This is a genomic window from Chryseobacterium rhizosphaerae (genome assembly GCF_003385455.1).
Lineage (GTDB): Bacteria > Bacteroidota > Bacteroidia > Flavobacteriales > Weeksellaceae > Chryseobacterium > Chryseobacterium rhizosphaerae.
On sequence record NZ_QNUF01000002.1, the window covers coordinates 126,283 to 151,294 of the forward strand.

Annotated in this window: 22 protein-coding genes; 16 read left to right on the top strand and 6 right to left on the bottom strand. The window is 37.5% G+C overall.

Annotation, left to right across the window (positions count from 1 at the left end; translation table 11 throughout):
- Positions 1-8 precede the first annotated feature (8 nt).
- Positions 9-377 carry a ribosome silencing factor gene (gene rsfS / locus DRF57_RS02150; protein ID WP_047484796.1) on the bottom strand — a complete coding sequence of 123 codons (369 nt, stop codon included), beginning with the start codon at positions 375-377 and terminating at the stop codon, positions 9-11.
- Positions 378-464: 87 nt separating this feature from the next.
- Between rsfS and DRF57_RS02155 the strand changes: the two genes are divergently transcribed.
- Complete coding sequence (locus tag DRF57_RS02155) at positions 465-1,178, top strand: biotin--[acetyl-CoA-carboxylase] ligase (RefSeq protein WP_115916675.1); 714 nt, start codon at positions 465-467, stop codon at positions 1,176-1,178.
- On the opposite strand, the gene DRF57_RS02160 is transcribed toward DRF57_RS02155, so the two are convergent.
- From DRF57_RS02160 to DRF57_RS02175, 4 genes are all read right to left on the bottom strand, one after another.
- Positions 1,172-2,284 (bottom strand): LptF/LptG family permease, encoded by a 1,113-nt coding sequence (locus DRF57_RS02160; RefSeq protein ID WP_115916677.1) that lies wholly within the window; start codon positions 2,282-2,284, stop codon positions 1,172-1,174. The genes DRF57_RS02155 and DRF57_RS02160 overlap by 7 nt on opposite strands.
- A 6-nt stretch (positions 2,285-2,290) precedes the next feature.
- Positions 2,291-3,421 carry a tRNA guanosine(34) transglycosylase Tgt gene (gene tgt, locus DRF57_RS02165; protein WP_047484790.1) on the bottom strand — a complete coding sequence of 377 codons (1,131 nt, stop codon included), beginning with the start codon at positions 3,419-3,421 and terminating at the stop codon, positions 2,291-2,293.
- 67 nt (positions 3,422-3,488) lie between these two features.
- Positions 3,489-3,944, bottom strand: a complete 456-nt coding sequence (locus DRF57_RS02170) for a DUF4296 domain-containing protein (protein WP_228450291.1) — start codon at positions 3,942-3,944, stop codon at positions 3,489-3,491.
- Positions 3,941-4,657 (bottom strand): polyprenol monophosphomannose synthase, encoded by a 717-nt coding sequence (locus DRF57_RS02175; protein ID WP_047484788.1) that lies wholly within the window; start codon positions 4,655-4,657, stop codon positions 3,941-3,943. Before DRF57_RS02175 ends, DRF57_RS02170 begins: the two co-directional genes overlap by 4 nt.
- Positions 4,658-4,882: 225 nt before the next feature.
- Between DRF57_RS02175 and DRF57_RS02180 the strand changes: the two genes are divergently transcribed.
- From DRF57_RS02180 to DRF57_RS02200, 5 genes are all read left to right on the top strand, one after another.
- Positions 4,883-5,551 (top strand): DUF4271 domain-containing protein, encoded by a 669-nt coding sequence (locus tag DRF57_RS02180; protein ID WP_052188459.1) that lies wholly within the window; start codon positions 4,883-4,885, stop codon positions 5,549-5,551.
- A gap of 12 nt (positions 5,552-5,563) precedes the next feature.
- Complete coding sequence (locus DRF57_RS02185; RefSeq protein ID WP_047485086.1) at positions 5,564-6,304, top strand: uroporphyrinogen-III synthase; 741 nt, start codon at positions 5,564-5,566, stop codon at positions 6,302-6,304.
- 365 nt (positions 6,305-6,669) lie between these two features.
- Positions 6,670-8,715, top strand: coding sequence for a S9 family peptidase (locus DRF57_RS02190; protein WP_047484787.1), 2,046 nt, complete (start codon positions 6,670-6,672; stop codon positions 8,713-8,715).
- Between the two features lie 3 nt (positions 8,716-8,718).
- Entirely contained in the window at positions 8,719-9,078 is a 360-nt protein-coding gene (locus tag DRF57_RS02195) for a four helix bundle protein (RefSeq protein ID WP_115916836.1), read from the top strand.
- A 40-nt stretch (positions 9,079-9,118) separates the two neighbouring features.
- Positions 9,119-9,457, top strand: a complete 339-nt coding sequence (locus DRF57_RS02200; protein ID WP_047484784.1) for a hypothetical protein — start codon at positions 9,119-9,121, stop codon at positions 9,455-9,457.
- Positions 9,458-9,581: 124 nt separating this feature from the next.
- Here the strand turns inward: DRF57_RS02200 and DRF57_RS02205 are convergent, their stop codons facing one another.
- The gene (locus DRF57_RS02205; protein ID WP_047484782.1) at positions 9,582-10,067 is read right to left on the bottom strand and encodes an SRPBCC family protein; all 486 of its coding nucleotides are present in this window, start codon (positions 10,065-10,067) and stop codon (positions 9,582-9,584) included.
- 200 nt (positions 10,068-10,267) lie between these two features.
- On the opposite strand from DRF57_RS02205, the gene DRF57_RS02210 reads away from it, so the two are divergent.
- The 10 genes from DRF57_RS02210 (at position 10,268) to DRF57_RS02255 (ending at position 24,941) form a co-directional block, all read left to right on the top strand.
- Complete coding sequence (locus tag DRF57_RS02210) at positions 10,268-11,803, top strand: sensor histidine kinase (protein ID WP_047484781.1); 1,536 nt, start codon at positions 10,268-10,270, stop codon at positions 11,801-11,803.
- Positions 11,804-11,892: 89 nt separating this feature from the next.
- On the top strand, positions 11,893-12,579 hold the full coding sequence (locus tag DRF57_RS02215; protein WP_002982671.1) for a response regulator transcription factor: 687 nt from the start codon (positions 11,893-11,895) through the stop codon (positions 12,577-12,579).
- 72 nt (positions 12,580-12,651) lie between these two features.
- On the top strand, positions 12,652-13,281 hold the full coding sequence (locus DRF57_RS02220; protein ID WP_115916679.1) for a hypothetical protein: 630 nt from the start codon (positions 12,652-12,654) through the stop codon (positions 13,279-13,281).
- A gap of 19 nt (positions 13,282-13,300) precedes the next feature.
- Positions 13,301-13,657, top strand: coding sequence for a hypothetical protein (locus tag DRF57_RS02225; RefSeq protein WP_047484779.1), 357 nt, complete (start codon positions 13,301-13,303; stop codon positions 13,655-13,657).
- Between the two features lie 68 nt (positions 13,658-13,725).
- The gene (locus DRF57_RS02230; RefSeq protein WP_115916681.1) at positions 13,726-16,413 is read left to right on the top strand and encodes a TonB-dependent receptor domain-containing protein; all 2,688 of its coding nucleotides are present in this window, start codon (positions 13,726-13,728) and stop codon (positions 16,411-16,413) included.
- Between the two features lie 235 nt (positions 16,414-16,648).
- Positions 16,649-17,410: a GntR family transcriptional regulator gene (locus tag DRF57_RS02235; RefSeq protein ID WP_115916683.1), complete on the top strand. Its 762-nt coding sequence runs from the start codon at positions 16,649-16,651 to the stop codon at positions 17,408-17,410.
- A gap of 64 nt (positions 17,411-17,474) precedes the next feature.
- A complete protein-coding gene (locus DRF57_RS02240; protein ID WP_228450295.1) occupies positions 17,475-20,804 on the top strand; it encodes a glycoside hydrolase family 38 N-terminal domain-containing protein in 3,330 nt (1,109 codons plus the stop codon).
- A 63-nt stretch (positions 20,805-20,867) separates the two neighbouring features.
- Positions 20,868-21,806 (top strand): ROK family protein, encoded by a 939-nt coding sequence (locus tag DRF57_RS02245; RefSeq protein WP_115916687.1) that lies wholly within the window; start codon positions 20,868-20,870, stop codon positions 21,804-21,806.
- A gap of 13 nt (positions 21,807-21,819) precedes the next feature.
- Entirely contained in the window at positions 21,820-23,574 is a 1,755-nt protein-coding gene (locus DRF57_RS02250; protein WP_115916690.1) for a class I mannose-6-phosphate isomerase, read from the top strand.
- A gap of 5 nt (positions 23,575-23,579) precedes the next feature.
- Positions 23,580-24,941, top strand: coding sequence for a sugar porter family MFS transporter (locus DRF57_RS02255; RefSeq protein WP_228450297.1), 1,362 nt, complete (start codon positions 23,580-23,582; stop codon positions 24,939-24,941).
- Positions 24,942-25,012 lie beyond the last annotated feature (71 nt).

Sequence of the window (25,012 nt, forward strand, 5' to 3'; positions counted from 1 at the left end):
TTAAAATTTTAAAATTCATTTTCTATTTTGGTAATGACTGCGTCACCCCAAAGTTCTTCTATATCATAGTACTCACGTACATCTTTTTGAAATATATGAACTACCACTGAAACATAATCTACAAGTACCCACATTGCATTTTCCGTACCTTCTACGTGCCAAGGTCTGTCTTGAAGTTCGTTTCTTACTTTCTTCTCTACACTTCCTGCTAATGCAGATACCTGTGTATTTGAGTTTCCACTACATATTACGAACGTCTCTGCTACGGAGTTTTCAATGTTTGAAAGATCGAAGATCATGATATCTTCTCCTTTTACATCCTGGATAGCTTCAACGATTTTATCTAATAATGCTTGTTTTTCTGCTGTTTTATTCATTAAAAAAATACTATAATCTGCAAATTTATTGTTTTTTCTTTACTTTAACCTTACTTTTACCCCTTTAATGTCTTAAAGTTTTCTTAAATGAGCCAACTATTCTACCTGAAAGAATGTTCTTCTACTAATGACGAAATATCAAAGTTTTTACTTTACGAAAATTCAGATTTTATAGGACTTCATACTTTTAACCAGACGAAAGGCCGCGGTCAGTATGGAAATGTATGGACTCAAACTGCCGGAAAAAACCTGGCTTATACGCTGGCAGTGAAGTCTCAGAACATCTTGTGCTCTGACTTTATATTCAATTATTATACCGCAATTATTATCAGGAATTTCCTTGCCAAATTGGCTGATCATGACGTCAAAATAAAGTGGCCGAATGATATTATCCTTAAAGGTAAAAAAATCGTTGGAATTTTGATTGAAAAGAAAAAAATTAATCAAAATAATTATTTCATTATCGGAGCCGGAATTAATATCCTTCAGGAGAAATTTGATGAAATATCCAATGCAGGATCGCTTCTCACGCAAACAGGACAGCTATTTGACCTTGAAGACGCGGCGGCAAACCTTCATGAATATGTATCTGAAAGACTGAAAAATATTCCTCCAGATCAGGAAATCCTGGATACATTCAATAAACATCTGTTCCGGAAAGATGAGATCTCAGTTTTTGAAATTGAAAAAGAACGCCAAAATGGCATTATCAGGAATGCAGACGAAAAAGGTGAACTTTGGATAGAACTGGAAAACGGCTTACGCTCTTTTTACCATAAAGAAGTAAAACTCCTTTACTGATTCGCTCTTTTGATATACAAATAAAGAGTAAGCGGAAGGAATACCAGGTTCGGAAGCCACATCGCCAAGGCTGGCGGCAGACTTTTATTCTCCGAAACTACCTTTAAAGCTTCAAATGAAAATACAAAAAGGAATGCTAATGAGATCCCTATTGCAAGGTTGACTCCAAGCCCTCCTCTTTTCTTTTGTGAGGATAACGAAAGGGCTAAAAAGGTCAGAATAATGATAGACACAGGCATAGAAGTCCTTTGATAAAGCTCATTCAGATAAGAGTTCAGGTTACTGTTTCCTCTTGCTTTTTCTCTATCAATGAATTTTAAAAGCTCTGGGGTCGTTTTATTCTGTCCCAAAAGCTCATTAGGGAAAAGCTCTTCCGGGGAATGCCCATAGTTTTTCCTTAGCTCTACCCCATTACCCAGTTTTTCCGTATTATCTTTATTAATAGTCTTTTCAAGATAATTATTCAGAACAAACTGTTTCTTAGCAAGATCCCAATATACTTCACTGGCTTTCAGCTCATAAACCATTCTTCTGTTTTTGTCAAATTTCTGATATATAAAACTGGAACCTCTCTTTTCTCTTTTATTCCATGAAGCAACAAAAATATACTCAGTCTTACTGAGCTGTGAAGATGCCGGGGCTGTTCCTAAAATCTTTTCTTTATTGGCAGCATTGTAGGTATAAGCCTCCAATTCGTTTTTCTTGATATTAGCCCATGGAAGCACCAAATGGTTGACCACAAGAGACATCAAAGCAATCAGAATTGAAGTATACAGGTAAGGTTTTGCAAAGCGGTGAAAACTGGCCCCACTGCTTATAATAGCCACAATCTCCGTATTATTGGCCATCCTGGATGTGAAATAAATCACCGTAATAAATACCAGAATGGAGAGGAATGTCACCACAAGATTAATAATCCAGAAAGGATAAAAATGAATCAGGAAGTACACCAGATCCAGCTTAGCGTCAATAGCTTTTGCATTTTCTATCCTTGGAATCTTTTGCTGAACATCGATAACAAGTACTACTATAGACAGCAGTATCAGCATGAAACTAAAAGTTCCAAGATATTTTTTAATGATATATCTGTCTATTATTTTAAGCATAGTCTTCTACAGTCTTTGTCTGAGAACCGGAACTACAGAGTTTTTCCATTCATAAAAATCTCCCGCAAGGATGTGCTCTCTTGCTACTTTAACCAAATCAAGATAAAATGCCAGGTTATGAATAGAAGCAATTTGTTTTGCTAAGTATTCTTTGGACACGAACAGGTGACGAAGGTATGCTTTTGAATACTCTCTGTCTACGAAACTTGTTCCAAACTCGTCTAAAGGAGAAAAGTCCTGTTTCCATTTTTCGTTTTTAAGGTTCATCACTCCCTGCCATGTGAAAAGCATCGCATTTCTCGCATTTCTTGTAGGCATTACACAATCCATCATATCAATTCCTAATCCAATAGATTCCAGGATATTCCAGGGAGTACCTACTCCCATCAGGTATCTTGGTTTTTCTTTAGGAAGAATATCCGTAACTTCATCTGTAATTCTGTACATTTCCTCTTCGGGCTCTCCTACAGAAAGACCTCCGATAGCGTTACCTTCTGCTCCGGCTTCCGAAATAACTTCAGCTGAAATCTTTCTTAAATCCGAATAGGTAGATCCCTGCACAATAGGGAAAAGCCTTTGCTTGTGCCCGTATAATTCAGGGTTATCATTAGTCCATTCTATGCATCTTTTTAACCAGCGATGGGTAAGCTCCATTGATGATTTGGCCTGATTATATTCACAAGGATAAGGAGTACATTCATCAAAAGCCATGAAAATATCCGCTCCGATCTGTCTTTGAATCTCCATTGATCTTTCCGGTGAGAACATATGATAACTTCCATCAATATGAGATTTAAATCTCGCTCCTTCTTCAGTCATTTTTCGGTTACTCGCCAGGGAAAACACCTGAAAACCTCCTGAATCTGTAAGGATAGGAAGATCCCAGTTCATGAATTTATGCAACCCTCCTGCAGCCTGCATCGTTTCCATTCCCGGACGAAGATACAGGTGGTAGGTATTTCCCAAAATAATCTGGGCCTTAATGTCTTCTTTTAATTCTCTCTGATGAACTGTCTTTACACTCGCTACTGTTCCCACAGGCATAAAAATGGGAGTCTGTATTTTCCCATGATCTGTGGTAATTTCTCCTGCTCTGGCTTTTCCTTCAGAGGTTTTTTCTATATTAAAAAATTTCATTAGTATACTTTTAACTGATCGATTCAGTAATTCATAATTTTATCAAGTGGGTATTCCTATACAATCACTATTTCATGATGGGTGGAATTCCACTATTGTTCTGCTTATCTTTTATGTATTTATCGGCTTTCGGATCTTTTTTCAATAAAATCTCCTGGGCTTTATTGGCAATATCCTGCATTTCATCCTTGATCACATAATATTTAAAACTTTCAACAAAATCATTGGGTTTCACCTTATGAGATTTAAGAATGAATCTTGTACCAGCTTCTAAATTACTGTCCTGATACATAAAAGTGGCCTGATCATTAATCGTAAGATCCGCCAAAACTTCAGCCATCAAGTCCTTATCGACCAGATTTTTAGGTTTATCGATATAATCGCTGCACGAAAACATGCATAACAAAACGAAAATAAAGATCAGCTTTTTCATCAGCTTATTTTTATAATTTTTAATGGTCTGATGGAACTTCGCATACAAATGTTCCTCTGGGTGAGAAAAATTGGTCATGCTCTGTTTCATAATCTGTTGATAATTGATTTCCACTTTAAATTTAAAACACCAAAAACAGCTTCATGAATGATACCGCCATTCATTTTGCTCTCTCCTAAAATTCTATTGGTAAATATAATAGGAACTTCTACAATTTTAAAGCCTTTTTTATAAGCCCTGAATTTCATTTCTATCTGAAACCCATATCCTTTCAGTTTCACATTCTCTAAACCTATCTCTTCCAGTACTTTTCGGGAAAAGCAAACGAAACCGGCTGTAGTATCATGAATTGAAAGTCCCAGGATAAATCTCACATATTTCGAGGCAAAATAAGAAAGCAATACTCTCCCCATTGGCCAATTGACCACATTTACCCCTTTGGAATACCGGGATCCGATAGCCATATCTGCCTGAAGGCAGGCTTCATAAAGTTTAGGCAGGTCATTGGGATTGTGAGAAAAATCGGCATCCATTTCAAAAATGTAATCATATTTGTTTTCGATAGCCCATTTAAATCCATGGATATATGCCTTCCCCAAACCATCCTTTATATGCCTTACAGACAAATGCAAATGATGTGAGAATCTTTTCTGAAGCTCTTTTACCACTTCAGCCGTACCATCCGGAGAAGAGTCATCCACCACTAAAACATGAAAGTCATCTTCCAATGCAAAAACCGCGGAAATAATATTTTCAATATTTTCCTTTTCGTTATAAGTGGGGATAATGACTAGTTTTTTCATTTCAGTTTGCAAAGATAGTTTATTTAACCTTTTTATTTTATACAAAATAATCTATAATTTTGCAAAAAATACTTCCCACAGGTTTAACTGAATTTGACATTCACTAAATCTGCATGATATATAATACGATGGAGGGATTTATTTTAGCTGCAGATGATGCGATAACGAAAATCTGTGCCAAATTGTGTTATTTAGGGTTACATAAAAATTAAAAAAAAATAAATTTTGCTATCATCACAAAACTTTATAAATCAAGTAAGGATACCCGAGAATAATGATTGGGTAATTTTCATTCTTGTAGGTTGCATATTTTTATATGTATTCATGATGAACATCATAGAACGTGATGCAAGCCTTAAAGATTTTCTGCTTCAAAAATATTTTGATGCAAGCAATAACCTGCCAAGCTGGATCATTACATCATGTGTAACAACCCTTACACTGTCCGTTTTGATTTCCCAGTACATTCCGGTTGTTCCTAAATATATTGCGGATTTACAGCTTTTAGGATATCAGCTCAATAAATTTGGATATACATTACTGGCCGTCTTATTTTTTTATCTGATAAAATCAGCATTGGGCTTTTTATTTTATCAAAGTATAGGAGATGGAAAAAAATGGACAATTTTTTATTTCACCTCCACTAAATTTTATTTCATTCTGTCATTTTTATTAATAATTCTTTGTGTAACCCATTATTACTTCCCTATTGACAGAAATAAAATATTTCTTTACTATTTCTCATTCTTTTCTTTTGTGTTCATTTTCAAAGTCTTTTTCTATTTATTTCACAAGAACAAGATTCTTCCTGAGAAATGGTATTATAAATTTTTGTATATTTGCACCCTCCAAATCGCACCATTATTACTGCTTTGGAAGTTGTTATTTTTTTAATAAATGTCAATGATGAGAATAAAGTCTATATTGGTTTCTCAACCAGCGCCTAGTGAATCGTCTCCATATTTGGATATAGCGAAGAAGGAAAAAATAAAGATTGATTTCCGCCCTTTCATCCACGTCGAAGGAGTTGACAATAAAGAGCTCAGAACTCAGAAGATCGATCTAACGCAATATACTGGGATTATTTTCACCAGTAAAAATGCAATTGATCATTACTTCAGACTTGCAGAGGATCTGCGCTTTGCTGTTCCGGATACGATGAGATACATCTGTCAGTCCGAAGCCATTGCCAACTATCTTCAAAAGCACATTGTGTATAGAAAGAGAAAAATCAGCTTTGGAGAGAAAAATTTCTCAGACCTACTTCCTCTTTTCAAAAAATTCCCTACTGAAAAGTATCTGCTACCATCTTCAGATGTTTTAAGTCCGGATATTGTAAAAACTCTAGATTCTTCTAATGTAGAATGGACAAGAGCTATCATGTACCGTACTGTATGCAGTGACCTGACAGATATCACCATTAAGGATTATGATATGCTGATCTTCTTCAGTCCACAAGGAATTAAGTCTTTACAGCAAAATTTCCCTGATTTCAAACAAGAGGAAACAAAAATCGGTGTTTTTGGAAACACTACTTTGGCAGCAGCGGAAGAAGCTGGCTTAAAGGTAGATTTAATGGCACCTACAAAAGAAACCCCATCCATGACAATGGCTCTGGAAAAATATGTTAAGGCTCTGCATAAATAGCCTTTAATAAAAATTAAAAAAAACCATCTTTTCAGTGCTGAATAGATGGTTTTCTATTTTAAAAACATGCATATCAAGTGTAAATCAGGTAGATTGCAGATATTTCAGGAAAATACTTAACCATCTTCTTCAGTTTATTGACAAAGAAGTATATATTTAATCTTCCTAAATACAGGGGATAGGACTTCAAAAACCATAAAAAAATAATCACTTCAACGATATTAACGGTAAAGGCTATCAAAAATCTGATAGCCTTTCTTATATTTGAATAAAAATTAACATTGAATAAAATGTCCGTATAAAGCTCCTTTCAAAATGAAAGGGATCAGGGCATATTTTCTTCAGTAAAAAATCAAAATATTCGGATGAAAGCTCCAAAAGCAAAAAAAATAGAAAAAATATTAGAAACTCACGGCGATAAAAGAACCGACAATTACTTTTGGCTCAATGAAAGGGAAAACCCTGAAGTGATCCAGTATATTGAAGAGGAAAATGCTTACGAAGAATTCATCATGAAAGACACTGAAGAACTTCAGGAGGCGCTTTTTGAAGAAATGAAGGCCCGTTATAAAAAAGATGACGAGTCTCTTCCTTATTTCTTTAATGAATACTGGTATATTGTACGCTATGAAGAGGGTAAAGAATATCCTATTTTCTGCAGAAAACATAAGAGCCTGGACAATCAGGAAGAAATTGTACTGGACGTCAACACGCTAGCCGAAGGCCAAGACTTCTTTGAAGTGGGAAGTGTAGCGGTAAGCCCGGGCAATACGCTGGCTTCTTTTTCCGCGGATAATGTAGGGAGGAGAATTTACACTCTGCAATTTAAAAACTTAGAAACCGGAGAAATACTTCCGGACAGTATTCCTAATACCACAGGAAAGGCTGTTTGGGCCAATGACAACAAGCATGTTTTTTATATCAGAAAAGATCAGAGTCTTCGTGCATTTCAGGTATACAGACATGAGCTGGGAACTGATTCATCGGAAGATATTTTAATTTTCCATGAAGAAGATGACACTTTTGACGTCAATGTTTTCAAAACAAAATCATTACAGTATATTTTCATCGCAAGCTCAAGTACTATTTCTGATGAACACCGTTTCATTCCTTCTGATAATGTATTTGCAGAATGGACGATCATTCAGCCAAGAATAGATGATCTTGAATATTCTGTAGAACATTATGAAGATGAATTCTACATCATTACCAATGCTGATGATGCCATCAATTTCAAAATTGTAAAAACAAAGATCAGCAAGTGTGGCATGGAAAACTGGACTGACGTGATTCCGCACCGCGCTGAAGTTTTATTGGAAGGTTTCGAAATTTTTAAAGACTATCTGGTTCTTGAAGAGAGAGAAAGTGGATTGCTGCAAATCAAAATCATTGATGAAAAAACACAGGAATCATATTATCTACCTTTCTCAGATCCTACTTATACTACCTATATTGGGGTAAATCTCGAATTTGACACAGAGATTTTGCGCTATGGCTACACTTCACTGACGCAGCCAAGTTCTACCTATGAATATAATATGAAAGAAAAAACAACCAAACTTCTTAAACAACAAGAGGTTCTGGGTGGAAATTTCTTTCCTGAAAATTATATTTCCGAAAGAATATGGGCTGATTCAAGGGATGGAGAAACAAAAATCCCAATTTCTTTGGTATACCATAAGGACACCAAAAAATCGGCAGACACTCCACTTCTTCTGTATGGATATGGAAGTTACGGACATACTGTAGATGCCAGCTTCTCCAATGTAAGATTGTCAATTCTGGATAGAGGATTTATTTATGCTATTGCCCATATCCGTGGTGGTGAATACCTGGGAAGAGAATGGTACGAAGACGGAAAAATGCTTTTTAAGAAAAATACATTTTTTGACTTTATTGATGCCGGAAAATATCTGATCAAAGAAAATTACACTTCATCCAGACATATGTACGCTATGGGTGGAAGTGCCGGAGGTCTTTTAGTGGGAGCTGTTGTTAATTACGAACCTCAGTTATTCCATGGAATTGTAGCACAGGTTCCTTTTGTGGATGTAGTGACCACTATGCTTGATGATACGATTCCTTTAACAACCGGAGAGTATGACGAATGGGGTAATCCGAATGACAAAGAATACTATCATTATATGAAAGAATATTCTCCTTACGACAATGTGGAAGCAAAAGATTATCCGCACATGCTTATTACTACAGGATTTCATGATTCACAGGTGCAGTATTGGGAGCCTGCAAAATGGACAGCAAAGCTGAGAGAATTAAAAACAGATGATAATATTTTAGTTTTCAAAACTGATATGAGCTCAGGACATGGAGGAGCGAGTGGAAGATTTGAATCACTGAAGGAAGACGCATTGGAATATGCATTCCTTTTAAAAATCAATGATAATTTATAAATGATGGATAGTCTGGATTATAACAAAATTTTTGCCTTCAAAACAAAACAGTTAGCCATCACTATCATTAAGGAATTATCAAAACACCCTTATAACGAAGCTTTTGGAGTAATAAGAAAACAAATATTCCGATCCTCAACCTCTATGGCCACCAACTATCGGGCTATGTGCAGAGCAAGGTCAAAAGCAGAAAGATTTTCCAAGATATCTATTGTTATTGAAGAAACTGATGAAACATTGTTTTGGCTTGAGATGTTGGAAGAATTGGAATATGTTCAAAAAGAGCTATTAACAGATATAAAAAACAAAACTGAAGAAATACTAAAAGTGACTTCTTCATATAGAAAAATGCTAAAAAGTTAACTTTATCATTTAACACTTATAATTTATTATTTATAAAATTATGAACGAATCCGAATATTGGAAAAAAATAGAACAATTTTTTGAAGACAATTTCCAGACTGAAAAAAATCCGCCGATTGAAACGATATTGTTTTTGATAGGACTTCAGGAATTGGGAAGCGGTCAACAAAAATATACCAAAGACGATAAACTGAATATCCTTCATATTGCCGTATGCAGATTATTAGAACCTTTTGGTTATTATAAATTTACGCATTATGAAGATGGATGGCCACATTTTGACAAAGTGGAAGGCCTGCCTGAATTAAGACCTAATGAGCAGTCTCTGCTTATGAAAAAAGCGATTATTCAGTATTTTCAGGATGAAGAATTGCTATAAAAATAAAAGCTTGGATATTTTCCAAGCTTTTATTTTTTTTCAGATATTAGCCCAATCAACAAAAAACATTCTGATTTTTCGCTAGGTCTAAGTATATTCTTAACGGCTCAGCTAGTCTTACTATTTATTTTAAAATCTCCTCAAGCTGACTAAGCCCCATTTTAAATCCTTCTTCAAAACCCATTTCCAATTGCTGCTCTAATGCTTCCGCTGACATAAAATGAATATTAACAGTCACTTTTGTCCCCTCTTCTACTCCCGTAAAACCAATAAGCCATTTTGACTGTCCAAAATTTTCATTAATCTTACCATTTTCATCACAGAATGCATCAACTCCGTCAAAACTTCTATGTTCCATAATCTCCCCGTATTTTACCTGAGCATAATGCCTCTCCCCTTCAGGACCCACCATGGCATATAGCCAAATTCCATCTTCTTTAAAATCCTGCTTTTTCGTTTCACATTTCCAGGGCTTGGGAGCCCACCACTGATCCAATAATTCGGATTGAGTAAAATAGTTCCATACCGTTGAAACATCTGCATTATAAATTTTCATTACATACACTGCATATGCATCAAAATCTTTGTTGAAAATGATATTAGATTCCATAAGTAATTATTTTTAATAAAGTTACTTCTTTATTTATTTACCGTACTTTTCATATGACAAGGATTATATAATTCATAAATAATTGTTAAAAAACACCCTTTTAAGAAAAAAAATACAATTTTTTGGCTCGTTTTTTGTTTACCTTGTCTTAAAACAATTAATTTTAACATTCATTTTTCCAAAACATATAAAATAAAATAATGAATAATAAATTCATCCCAATAATTTCGGTGTTTATGACGATCTCACTGATTGTCTTCGTTACGCTCCAATTTTATTGGCTGAAACGTTATTACGGCACTCTTGAACAGGACTTTTCAAACAAAGTATATTCAGCTCTGGAAAACGTATCCAAGAATATTGAAGAAATTGAAGCTGATAAATACCTGAATAAAGAAAACAGAAAAACAATTCTTGCCAATAGTAGCCAGCCTTCTTTAACAACTATTCAACAGGTAGAGGATTCTGGTACTCAGAGACAGATCATCTACTCTAAAAATATTATTTCAAATACCCAGCTTCCGATTTCTAAAAAAGGAGACACTGTAAAACTGACTACCTTATATACTGACGAAGCAGCCTATAAGATCAAAAGAGATACCACCAACCGGGAGCTCCTTACTGCTGATCTCAATACAGATATTGAAAATGGAGATTATGCCATTAAAGAGTTTGTAAAAGTATACGGAAGCAATTTACCGATCGCGAAGAGAGTGGATCCTGTCATTCTGGATTCCGTTATTTCAAAAGAATTGAAAATAAGAGGTATTACGGCAAAATTTGGGTACGGAGTTATTGACAAAAACAATAAGCTCACCAGTATTGCCAATAAAACATATAAAGAGAAAAAAGACAGCAATACGTATAACTATCCACTTTTTACAGACAAAAAAAATACGTTATACAGCCTAGCCCTGGTTTTTCCTAAAAAAGAATATTCTCTGGCGATGAACAACTGGCCTATGCTGCTGGGAACTTTTCTTTCGTTACTGACGATCCTTGGGATCTACATTATTTCCATCAACTATATGATGAGGCAGAAAAAGCTGGCTGAAGTAAAGACAGATTTCATCAATAATATGTCTCATGAGTTTAAAACACCTTTAGCAACAATTTCTGTAGCGACAGACTCTTTGGCCAATGATAAAATTGCCACGAATCCCGATAAGGTAAAATATTACTCAGAACTCATCAAACAGGAGAACCTGAGGATGAAAAAACAGGTAGAAAATGTCCTTAATATGTCTAAGCTTGAAAGAAATGAAGTAAAACTCTTCCTGAAGGAAACCAACGTAAGAGAACTCATCAAAAGGACTACAGAATCTTTCAATCTCATTGTAGGACAGAGAAACGGATCGCTTACCCAGAAGTTTACGGCGACTCATTATACTTTTAAAATAGATGAATTCCACATCTCGAATATGCTGGTTAATCTATTAGACAATGCCAACAAATACTCTCCTGAAGCTCCGGAAATTCATGTAGAAACGAAAAATGAAGGAAATTGGTATGTTATTGAAGTTTCAGATAAAGGAATGGGGATGGACACCCAAAACAAAACAAAAATTTTCGAAAAATTCTTTAGGGAAGAAACAGGAAATATACACAACGTAAAGGGACAGGGATTAGGTCTCTCGTATGTTAAGAAAATTGTAGAGCTCCACAAAGGACAGGTGATTGTAGACTCCAATAAAGGAAACGGAAGCACATTCACCATAAAGCTGCCTATGAGCTAACATTAAATAAAGTAAAAAATCAAATAACAAAATATAGAAGATAGAGTGAGAAAGTTCATTCTTAGTATTAATTTTTAATTATTGAAATTATGAGCAACAGAATATTATTAGTAGAGGACGATCAGAGTTTTGGAGCGGTGCTTAAAGATTATTTAACAATCAATAATTTTGAAGTTACTCTTGCCACTGACGGAGAGCAAGGACTTAAAGAGTTTACAGAAAACGAATTCGACATCTGCATATTTGACGTAATGATGCCTAAAAAAGACGGGTTTTCATTAGCTGAAGATGTGAAAAAGATTGATAAAAACACTCCCATCATTTTCCTTACAGCAAGAAATATGAGAGAGGATATTTTGAAAGGATACCAATTAGGAGCTGATGATTATATCACCAAACCTTTTGATACTGAACTTCTTTTATACAAGATCAAAGCTATTCTTCAGAGAAGCTCTACTCTTGAAAATGAAGAACAGGAGCAGTTCAAAATCAGCAATATTTTCTTTGATTCTATGCTGAGACAGCTAAAAGTAGGTGATAAAGAATACAAGCTTTCTCCAAAAGAGAATGAGCTGTTAAAACTTCTTTGTATTCATAGAAATGATTTCATGCCAAGAGATCTTGCTTTAAGAAAAATCTGGAAGAAAGAAAATTACTTTACAGCTAGAAGTATGGACGTATATATTGCGAAACTTCGTAAGTTGTTAAAAGATGATGAAGGATTGGAAATTATCAATGTTCACGGAGAAGGTTTTAGACTTTTAGTGAAAAATTAATTCTAAAATCAAACTATAAATATAAAATTAGCAAAACAATTCAAAATGTTTTGCTAATTTTGTTTCATACCCATGGATATGAAGAATACATTTGTAGGTTTGATCGCCGTATCATTACTTATTGTTTCCTGTAAAAAGGATGAAAGAGCAACGTATATAAAAGAAGCAGGTTCTCAGCCTGAAGTAGCATTGAATACCCCAAAAGCTTCCCTGATGAATCAGGCAGGCATTCAATCTAACCCTACTCCTTCTCCTATTGCAGCAGCTCCGGGAATGAACCCATCACACGGGCAGCCGGGACACCGTTGCGATATTCCTGTGGGACAACCTTTAAACAGTAGCCCTACTCCGGTTTCTCAAAATATAACCGTCAACGGAAATAATGCCATTCAAATTGACCCTAATGCTGTTTCTCCGGGAAAAATTACTATTGATAATAACGGCAAACAGGTAAAAACAGCTCCGGGAATGAATCCTCCTCATGGAGAACCGGGACACCGATGTGATATTCCTGTGGGACAGCCTTTAAACAGTAAGCCGGCACCTGCTCCTCAGCCAACGGCTAATGTACAGACTACTCCTACCCCCGCTCCAGCTCCTGCATCGCAGAACCTGGCTATGGGAGAAAAACCAAAAGCCAATCCTGCTCATGGTGAACCCTGGCATAACTGTGCTGTGAAAGTTGGTGATCCTTTGCCATAAATTTTGTATTTTTGCAGGAATGAAGCTGCTTCACCTATTTTTAATAGTATTTTGTTTAGGAATTTTTTTGGTTCCTAAAGACAGCTTCTATGCCCAATCTATGCAAGATACTTGCTGTAAGGCAGAATCTAAAAAGGATTGCTGTAAACATCATTCTTCTAAAAAAGACAGCAAAGACGATACTACAAAATCTTGTAATGATGACTGTTGTTCATCATGTGTTGCCTGTTTTACTTTTATAGAAACTCCATTTTCAAAAAATTTACGTCTGGAACTGTCTTATTACAAATCGAATAAGAACCCTCAGTTTCAATACTCAGATCCTTATCTTTCAGACCGTTTAAAAGAGATCTGGCAGCCGCCTAAAATAGGTTAATTAAACAGAGTCTGTTCATTACATGATGTAATGGACGGTTTTTTAATTAATCTAAACTTTTAAATAAAATGAAATTATATATTTCCAGGTTACTACTTGGTACCTTATTCCTGTTTACACAATTTATTGCTGCTCAGGGTCTTTCAAAAAATCAGTTCAAAGTAAAAGGGAACTGTGAAATGTGCAAAACCAGAATTGAAGGAGCTGCTAAAAAGGCAGGGGCAAAAACCGCAGTATACTCAATCGATCTGCAAACTTTAACATTAGAAACAGAGCGTGTTTCCGCAGATGAAATTTTAAAGAAAGTGGCTGATGCAGGTCATGATAATGAAAAATACAAAGCTTCCAATGATACCTATGAAGGTCTTCCGGGATGCTGCCATTATGATAGAACCCTTCAGCCGGCTGCTACAGAATCTCAGGATCATCATGCCCATAAAAAAGAAAACGAGTTTTATGTAAAAGGAAACTGTGCCTCATGTAAAGCAAGAATTGAAAAAGCAGCTAAAGATGCGGGAGCCGGTTCGGCGGAATGGAATGCAGAAAAACAAACCGTAATCCTGGATTTCGATTCTTCAAAAACCTCATCAGATAAGATTTTAAAAGCAATTGCTGATGCAGGTCATGATAATGAAAAGTATAAAACCTCCGACGCCGTTTATAAGAACCTTCCGGGATGTTGCCTGTATGACAGAGATATTCCGTTTGGAGAAGCCAATCCCAATGTTCATTATGAAGAAGGAACAAAGCATGAGGATCACAAAGAGCATCAGCCGCAAGCCAATACCGAAGATCACAGCCAGCATGAAAAGAATATTGACGGTGTAGTGGTAACAGGGTATAAAGCGGCGACATCTTTAAGTAAAAAAGAAGCCGGACTTGTTTTTAATATTGATAAAAAAGAACTTTTAAAAGCTGCCTGCTGTAATCTGTCTGAAAGCTTTGAAACCAATGCTACAGTAGATGTATCTTTCAGTAATGCCGTTACAGGTACCAAGCAGTTAAAAATGTTGGGTCTGGACCAGAAATATACCAGCTTAACGAAAGAGCAGCTTCCTGAAATCAGAGGATTAGCCTCAGCTTATGGGCTGAATTTTATTCCCGGAAGATGGATTGAAAGTATTCAGTTAACCAAGGGAGGAAGTACCGTAACTAACGGGTACGAAAGTATTACCGGCCAGATCAATACTGAGCTTCTGAAAAATGCAAAAACATCCGAAACCTCTCTGAATCTTTTTTCTGACTTCAACGGCAGAGCTGAAGCCAATATTACAAGTGTTTCTCCCATTAATGAGAAATGGTCACAGACATTTTTACTTCATGGAAACGGAACCTTTGGAAATACGGATATGAATGGTGACGGTTTCCTGGACAGGCCGAAAGGAACACAAATCAATGCAGCTTACCTTCTTAATTATAATGATCTGGAAAAATCCGGATTCGGATCTCACTTCGGAATCAATTTCATCCGGGATGAGAGAACTGCCGGACAAGTAGATTTTGATAAAAAACTGGCTCAGGATAAACAGTATGCTTATGGAGTAGGTATTGATATTTCAAGGTTTCAGGTTTGGAACAAAACAGGATATGTTTTTAAAGGAAAACCTTACCAGAGTATCGGATGGATGAATCAGTATGTGTATCACCAACAGGATAGCTTTTTCGGGCTGAGAAATTATAACGGGCAACAGCACACTTATTATTCCAACTTAATTTTTGAAAGCATTATTGGAAATACCAACCACAAGTATAAAGCCGGAGCAAGCTTTTTATATGATGGCTATGAAGAAAATTACCTGACAGACAACCTTAAGAGAAACGAAATTGTTCCGGGAATTTTTGCAGAATATACTTTAACAGGTTTAAAATATACTTTAGTAGCAGGAGCAAGAGCAGATTTTCACAACTTAGCAGGAACTCAGTTTACCCCCCGACTTAATTTTAAATATGATTTCACTCCCCAGACGATCTTAAGACTTTCTGCAGGAAGAGGATTCAGAACGGCTAATGTTTTTGCGGAAAACCAACAGTATTTTGCGTCCAACAGAGCAATTAATATTCTGTCAAACGGTGGGAACATCTATGGTTTAAAGCCTGAAATAGCATGGAATTATGGAGTAAGCCTGCAACAGGAATTTAAAATTTTCGGAAGAAAATCAACTATTATTGCAGATTTCTTCAGAACGGATTTCCAGGACCAGGTGTTGGTAGATTTGGATAAATCACCTCAGCAGCTTACATTCTATAACCTTGAGGGCAAGTCTTTTGCCAACTCTTTTCAAACGCAGTGGGATTTTACTCCTTTCAAAAACTTTGATGTAAGATTAGCATACAAGTATTATGATGTACAGGCAGATTATATCGGTGGAAGAAGAGAAATTCCTTTTATGGCCAAGCACAGAGGATTTGTGAATTTAGCCTATGCCACCAATAAAAATGATAAAGGCGGATTCTGGAGCTTTGATACTACTTTAAACTGGGTAGGAAAACAAAGACTTCCGGATACATCAAGCAACCCTGCAGAATTTCAGTTACCGGTGTATTCAGAATCGTATGCCATACTTAATGCGCAGATCTCAAGAAATTTCAATAAAAAGATCAGAGCTTATGTAGGGGGAGAGAACCTTACCTCATACTATCAGAAAAATGCAATTGTTGATTTTAAAAATCCTTTTGGAAGTTATTTTGATGGCGGAATGGTATACGCTCCTATTATGAAAGCTAATTTCTATGTTGGACTTGATGTCACTTTCTAGTCATTGATACGGGTTGAAAAAACCTTTCAACACTAAAACATTTCCACAGATTTCTCAGATCACACAGGCTTATGCGCTGTGAAATTCGTGAGATCTGTGGATTTTTTTTTCGTATGGTCCATAATACCAGGATATTTATTGTTATTTCTTCACTTCAAGGATCTATGATCAACAGATTTAATAAAAAAATGATCTTGAAATCAAAAAATTATTATATTTACACTTTATTATATGTATGAACATACCTGCTAAAGATTTTACGATTGATCACAACAGCAAACTCCCACTCCATGTACAGGTAGAGGAACTTTTTCGTAAACTTATTAAAATGGAAGAGTATAAAAAAGGAGCTCTATTACCTAAAGAAGTTGACCTGGCTAACCTTTGGGGTGTTTCCCGAAATACCATTCGTCAGGCTACGAACAAACTGGAGCATGAAGGACTGATCATCCGTAAAAAAGGCATTGGAACCCGTGTTGCCGAAAAGAAGAGTCTTGTCACCGGATTGGATCACTGGTACAGCTTTACCAGAGAAATGCAGGAAAAAGGAATTCTTGTAGTCAATCAATCCTTAAAGACGGGTGCAGAACAGCCTACTGAAGAAATCTGCAATTTTTTTAACTGTCCTTCGGATAAAAAAATATTTAAACTTTCTAAATTAAAGGGTGAAAATTCAGGAGATCCGATTGTTTATTTTGAGAGCTATTTTCATCCAAGAATCGGTGTTGATAAAAATGATGATTTCAACATTCCCTTATATGGGATGCTACAGGAAAAATATGGGGTAACAGTACACCGTTCCCGGGAAAATATCAGTGCCTGCCAGGCAGGGAGTGTCATAGGAAAGAAGTTAAAAGTATCAGCCAGTTTTCCGGTGCTGAAGCGCGAGCGTTTTGTCTATGATATCAACGGAAAACCCGTAGAATACAATGTCGGTTATTACCGTTCGGATAAGTTCATCTATACCATAGATATTAACAAGTCTCCGGATAATTGATCGTGTTTTTTTATCGTCTAATATGTTCAAACATTCTAACATATAATTATTAAAAATGAAGCCCATGTATAACAAGTATTTTATTTTGCTGATCTCCTTTTTGATGACAGGCAATGGTATCTATGCTCAGAAGAATGTTCCTTATTTTGGGAATATACAGGCAACCAACGGATATTCCCGTGAAATAAGTGGTGAGAATATCGACTATTTCTCGGCTTTTCCGGATCATGCTACCCGTGCTTTACTTACACGTACCACAGATGGAGCTAAGACCATCGAATGGGAAACAGCTCCTGTACCACAAAAAAATACCGGCTCATATGTATATTTTAACTGGTTGGTTTCCCATTCGTCCGGAACCAGTGGAGGACCCCGTAATTTTGATTTATACATCAATGATCAAAAAGCACTAACCCTTACGACCTATCCCGCCAATCAGCGTCCGGACTGGATTGCTAAAGCGGCAGACAGTACAGCCTTTGTATTTCATCAAACCAAAATGGACGGACTGAAAGATTCCTATGGTATCGCTTATCTGCGGGTTCCTGTGAGTAAGGTTACCCCAGGAAAACCTCTCCGTTTAAAAATAGTGGGACAAGCACAGAATAGCCGGGATTGGCTGATGACTTATAAATTTACATTTCAGGAAAAAATAGATGCCCAGTCTACCCCATTTCTTTTAAAAGACGGCAAACGTCTTCTCACCCTTACGACCCTTCACTTTGGTCCGGAACAAAAAATAACCGCTAAAATAGATAACAAAGACACTTTCTCTTTTACGATGCCGGATGGTATTAAAACCTTTGACATTCCTGTTTCTCTTTCCTCAAAAGGAGGTAATATAGAACTGGTGGTTACCTCAGGAAAAAAAGAGCTTCTCCGTAAAACCATTCAGGCAGGAGCTGTAGTTCCCCGTACCTTATACTTCGTTCATCATTCTCATACCGATGTCGGATATTCACATCTCCAGGCAGAAGTAGAAAAGATTCATACCCAGAATATCTATGATGCGCTCAAAATGATTGAGGAAACCAAAAATCTACCTGAGGAAGCCCGTTTTAAATGGAATGTAGAAGCCCTTTGGGATGTGGAAAACTTTATGCGAAAAGCAACTCCCGAAGATAAAAAGGCTTTTGCAAAAGCCGTCAAAGAGGGAGGCATTGGTCTTTCTGCCATGTATGGTAATATTCTGACAGGACTTAGCCAGCCGGAGGAATTATTTCATTACACTGAATACGCGCAGAAACTGGAAAAGGAATTTGGCTTTACGATCAACAGTGCCATGATGTCTGATGTTCCCGGATTTGCATGGTCTTTAGTTCCAGCCCTGGCTTCATCCGGTGTAAAATATTTCTCAAGTGGGCCTAATTATCTGGGAAAAACAAATCCTTATCTTGGAGACCGTGTAGGAAACTTTGTCAAAAAATGGGGTGATCAACCTGTATGGTGGCAATCTCCATCCGGAAAACAAAAAATATTATTCTGGACCGCAGGAAGAGGATATTCTTCGTGGCATGGAGTTCATCCCGGAGCTGTATTTGAAAATGGTCAGAAAAAAATTGCAGAATATCTGGAAGATCTTACCCATGCCAATTATCCTTATGAAATGGTACAATGGCGATATAATATTGTTGCTGATAATGGACCTATAGATCCTTCTATCTCAAAATTTGTGGACGAATGGAATAAAAAATATGAATCTCCAAAAATAGTACTCAGCACCAATGAAAAAATGTTTGAAATTTTTGAGAAAAAATACGGAGACCAGATTCCTGTAATAAAAGGAGATATCAGCCCTCATTGGGAGGACGGAGCAATGTCTACCGCCAAAGAAGAAGGGATTAACAGAAACAGCAGCTTAAGGCTGCAACAGCTCACCACCCTCTACGCTATGCTGAATCCTCGCCAATATAATGGTCAGCATTTTTATGAGGCATGGAGAAATGTTATTTTGTTTCATGAACACACCTGGGGAGCATTCAACAGTATTACCGCACCGGATCTTCCTTTTGTAAAAGACCAATGGCAGGTAAAGAAACAATTCTCCCTTGATGGAAGTTCTCTTGCAGACAAGCTGGAAAAGGAGCTGCTACAACCCATTACTGATCCGGCTTCTAAGACGATTGTTGTTTTTAATACCTCTTCGTGGGTACGTAGTGGCACAGTCTCCGTTCCGGAAGCCAACCTTGGAAATGCCGTTCAGGATGCTTCCGGGAATAAGACCCCTTTACAAAAGCTGCAGGATGGAACTATGGCATTTATCGCGAAAAATATTCCACCACTTGGTTCTGCAGTCTATACCATTATTAAAACTAAAGTCCCTGCTGCTGACCCTTTCACTATAACCACTAACAGTATATCGAATGGAAAGGTTACCGTAACATGGGATTCTAAAACGGGAAGTATCACCCATTTTACAGATAACAGTACAACTAATTATGCAGGGAGTTTTAACAATCAAGGGTTGAACAGCTACTGGTATGTTCCGGGATCCGATCCGAAAGAAGCTGTATCCAATTCTGACATACAGGTAAAAGTATTGGAAAAGGGACCGGCAATGGCTAGAGTTTCATTGGTATCAGAAGCTCCGGGAGCAAAAAAGCTGGAAAGAATAATCACTCTATGGGCAGACAGTGATGAAATTTCCCTGGAAAACATTCTCGATAAAAAGTCTGTCCGTTCAAAAGAGTCTGTACATTTTGGATTCCCTTTCAATACTGATTTTAAAAACATTACTGTAGATGCAGGATACGGTACCATGAAATATCTTACGGACCAGCTTCCGGGATCCAATATGGATTACTGGTACAGCCGACGTTGGGTTGATGCTTCTTTCGGACAAAAGGGTATGCAGTGGATGATGCTGGAAACGCCATTGATTGAAGCGGCAGAAATGATTGACGAAAGAATGGTTATTGACAACAGCCACAAAAAATGGAAGGATCAGGGAACTCCTTATACAACCAACTGGTTCAGCTACGCCATGAATAACTACTGGCACACCAATTATAAGGCAGATCAGGAAGGTCCGGTACATTACCGCTATGCTCTCCGTCCGCATTCTGCTTTTAATGCTGTAGAAAATGAAAAATACGCAGCTGCTTTTACTCAACCTCTCATCGCTATTCCCATGAAAGAAAAATCATCCCTTACAGGAAGCCTTTTTCTTATGAATAATGATAAAGTGGTAGTAACAAGCATTACTCCACAGGAAGATCAGAGTTTCGTGATCAGGCTGTATAATCCTGATGAGAAGGAGCAGACCACTGCATTTTTATGGAAACAACTTCAGCCATCGAAACTTATTGACCTTACAACAGGCAAAACAATATCTCCAAACGAAAAACTTAGTTTATCAGGTATGGACGTAGTAGAAATAAAGGTAATACCTTAAAACTAACCCTTATAGGTTTGAATATGATCTTTATACCCATTTAATAATACTAAAAGTAAAACAATGTCAAAGCCAGTAATTGCCATCGATATGGGAGGCACAAAGATTAAAATAGGTATTGTACAGGGTAATACTGTTCTTTCCTCTGATTCTATTGATGCTGATTCCGGTAGCGGGCTCAGAAAGAGACTCCCATTTATCCAAAAAGCTGTAGAAGATTTGCTTGACCGGGAAGGAATTTCCCTAGCAGAGATTACAGGACTTGGGATGGCTTCTCCCGGTATTATAGACAGTATTCAGAAAAAGATTCTTTCAATTGATAAGAAATTTGGAGATGCTCCCGGTATTCATTTAGAAGAATGGTGTTTACAGACTTTCAACCTACCCTTTAGCATAGAAAATGACGCCCGTTCTGCTCTATGGGGAGAATGGAAATATGGAAAGGCAAAAAATTTTGACAGTGCTGTCATCATGACTTTGGGAACGGGAATAGGAAGTGCAGCTATCATGGACAGGCAGTTATTGAGAGGCAAGCATTTTACGGCAGGAATACTGGGTGGACATTCTGTGATCAATTACAAAGGAATCCATTGCAACTGCGGTAATAAAGGTTGTGTAGAAACCGAAGCTTCAACCTGGAATCTTACCAGTATAGCCCGTTCAGATAAAAATTTTGCAGAAAGTCCCCTAGCCCATGCCCCTGCCATCGATTATGAATTAATTTTCAACCTGGCACAGGAAGGCGATGCAGCGGCGTTACATATTCGTGAACAAAGTGTACAGGTATGGTCGGCATGTGCCATTAATCTCATTCATGCTTATGACCCGGAAATTTTAGTTCTTACCGGAGGAATTATGGCCAGTAGTTCTCAGATTGTTCCTTACATCAGAAAACATATAGAAACTCATGCCTGGACACCCTGGGGGAAAATAAGCATTGAGGAAGGTGAATTTCCTGATACAGCCGCTCTATTGGGAATAGCACATCTTGTAGGTAATTAATAAAAATATAAGAATGAAATCAAATTTTAATAAATATCCTATCATTGAAATACAGGGGCACACCTGTACAACCGGCTGGGAAAATATTGCGAAAGCACTTCAAAAAGGTACTTCAAAAATAATAGCTATTGAATGTTATCCGGGAGTATTGCTGGAAGAAATCATCACTTCAGTACAGGAATGGTTAAGCCCTGAACGTATCTTCAATACCACAGAGGCCATGAAATCTGAGGATGAAATTACCGAAATGGTGGAAAAGTACGTGACAGATGATCCTGTATTTGGGTATATAACGCCCCTGGAACTGGAGGATTATTTTGATCCGTCAAAAGTGGCTGTACTTCAGAAAAGTATAGATCATAGTAATGGCTGTACAGTCATTATAGGACCGGGAGCTAGTTTAATCTACTCTAAGTCTGATCTTTCCGTTTATGCAGATATGCCCCGATGGGAAATACAGATGCGCTACCGCAGCAATACAGCCTGTAATCTGGGCAGAACCAATTATACTGATTCTGTTTCCTATCAATACAAGCATGCTTATTTTGTAGATTGGCGTGTGTGCGACCGCTATAAAAAACGCATCCTGAAGTCCTGTCAGTTTGTGCTTGATACCACTTTACCTCATCATCCCAAAATGATCGGGGTACAAGCTTTATTGGAAGCGCTGCAGAAAACCGTAAAACGTCCCTTTAGAGTCGTTCCTTTTTTTGATCCGGGACCATGGGGAGGCCAATGGTTAAAAGAGGTGTGTGATTTAGACAGAAGCCGTCCCAACTATGCCTGGGGTTTCGACTGTGTTCCAGAAGAAAACAGTTTATTATTAGGCTTTGGAGATCAGGTCGTAGAAATACCTGCCATTAACCTGGTATTTTTTCAGCCGGAAGCCTTATTGGGAAAACAGGTATATGAAGGATTTGGAGATGAATTTCCTATCCGTTTTGATTTTCTGGACACCATGGAAGGAGGGAATCTGAGCTTACAGGTACATCCACTGAAAGAATATATCAAAGAAAAATTCGGGATGTCTTATACTCAGGATGAAAGTTATTATATGCTGGATGCCAAAGATGATGCTTTTGTCTATCTTGGCCTCAAAGAAAATATAAATCCGGAAAGGATGATGGAAGATTTAACAGCGGCACAGCATGACAACATCCCTTTTGATACCGAAGAATATGTACAAAAATGGCCGGTCCGCAAACATGATCATGTGTCAATCCCGGCAGGCACCGTACATTGTTCAGGAGCAGATTCTGTAGTACTGGAGATTAGTGCTACTCCCTATATTTTTACCTTCAAGCTGTGGGATTGGGGAAGAATGGGACTGGATGGAAAACCCAGGCCTATATCTCTGAAACACGGTAACAATGTAATCCAATGGGATCGTACGACTTCATGGGTCAAAGAAAACATTCTTAATCTTACCGAGTCCGTGGCTGAAGGAGATGGATGGAGAGAAGAACGCACCGGACTAGATGCCTTGTCGTTTATAGAAACCCGAAGACATTGGTTTACAAAAAAAGTGATTCATCATACGGAAGGTGTAGTGAATGTACTGAATCTGGTAGAAGGCCATGAAGTTATTGTAGAGAGTCCGGATCACCGTTTTGAGCCTTATGTCATTCATTATGCCGAAACCTTTATTGTACCGGCTGATATAGGAGCTTATACCATTATGCCTTATGGTGAAAGTGCAGGTAAAGAATGTGTGACTATAAAGGCAAGTATCCGAAGGGATATGATTGCAGAAAAAGTTTTAAACTAAACGATATGCCACCAACTTCAAATTCAAATATTATTTATAAAGCTACCCTGGTAGCCTCCGTGGGCGGTTTATTATTCGGGTATGATACGGCGGTGATTTCCGGAGCTATCGGATTTATGAAGATCTATTACCAGCTTTCTGATGTGATGACCGGCTGGGTGGCTTCCTGTGCTTTGCTTGGCTGTATTGTCGGAGCAATGTATTCCGGGAAGCTTAGTGATTATGTTGGGCGTAAGAAAGTCCTGATGCTTTCCGGTTTCTTGTTTACCATTTCTTCAGTAGGTACAGCTATAGCTCCCAATCTTTGGATCTTTGTATTATTCCGGATTATTGGTGGTATGGGAATAGGCATTGCCTCTATGCTCTCTCCGATGTATATTTCAGAAATGGCGCCTGCTGGTATCCGGGGACGTCTGATCTCTATTTTCCAATTGGGAATTGTCTCCGGAATTCTCATCATCTATTTTGTGAATGCCTATATTGCAGGGATACATAATGAAAGCTGGAATATTTCTACCGGCTGGCGCTGGATGTTTGGCTCAGGAATTATCCCATCAGTAACTTTTGTATTGCTATTGCTCACTGTACCGGAAAGTCCGCGTTGGCTGGCCGGACAGAGACGAAATACAGAAGCTTTGGAAATCCTTAGTCAGATCAATGGAAAAGCTATTGCTCGGCAGGAGCTTGAATCTATTAACGAATCACTCAAAGACGAAACCCCTTTTTCCTTTTCCGACGTCAGAGAGCCAAAGGTAAAACGGGCGTTGGGAATTGGTATTCTGCTCGCTGTATTTTCACAGATAACGGGGATCAATGCGATTATGTATTATGCTCCGGAAATCTTTAAAGCAACGGGCGTAGGATCTGATTCTGCCTTTATACAGACCATTTTGGTGGGTATTATTAATGTCATTTTCACTTTCGTGGCCATAAGATATGTAGACCAATGGGGGCGGAAAAAATTATTACTGCTCGGCATCAGTGGTATGAGTATCTGTCTGTTTATCGTAGGTCTGGCATTTTACTCACAGCAGCAGGGTTATCTTGTTCTCATTGCCATATTGGGGTATATTGCCTCTTTTGCCATGTCCCTGGGGCCTCTTACATTTGTTGTGATTGCTGAAATTTTCCCTACCAAGGCCCGGGCTACAGCGATGTCTGTTGCTACTTTCTTTCTGTGGGCAGCTGTATTTTTGGTCTCTCAGACTTTTCCTGTACTGATAGGAAGTATAGGAAATGCATATACCTTCTGGCTTTATATGCTCGTTGCGGTCATTGCTTTTCTTTTTATCTGGAAAAGGATTCCGGAGACCAAAGGAAAGACACTGGAAGAAATAGAAAATACCTGGCAGGAAAATAAGAATTGAATGTCTAGCATTTCCTGCGGAATGAAATAACAAATCCCATTTTAGTCATCAAATGATCAACTAAAATGGGA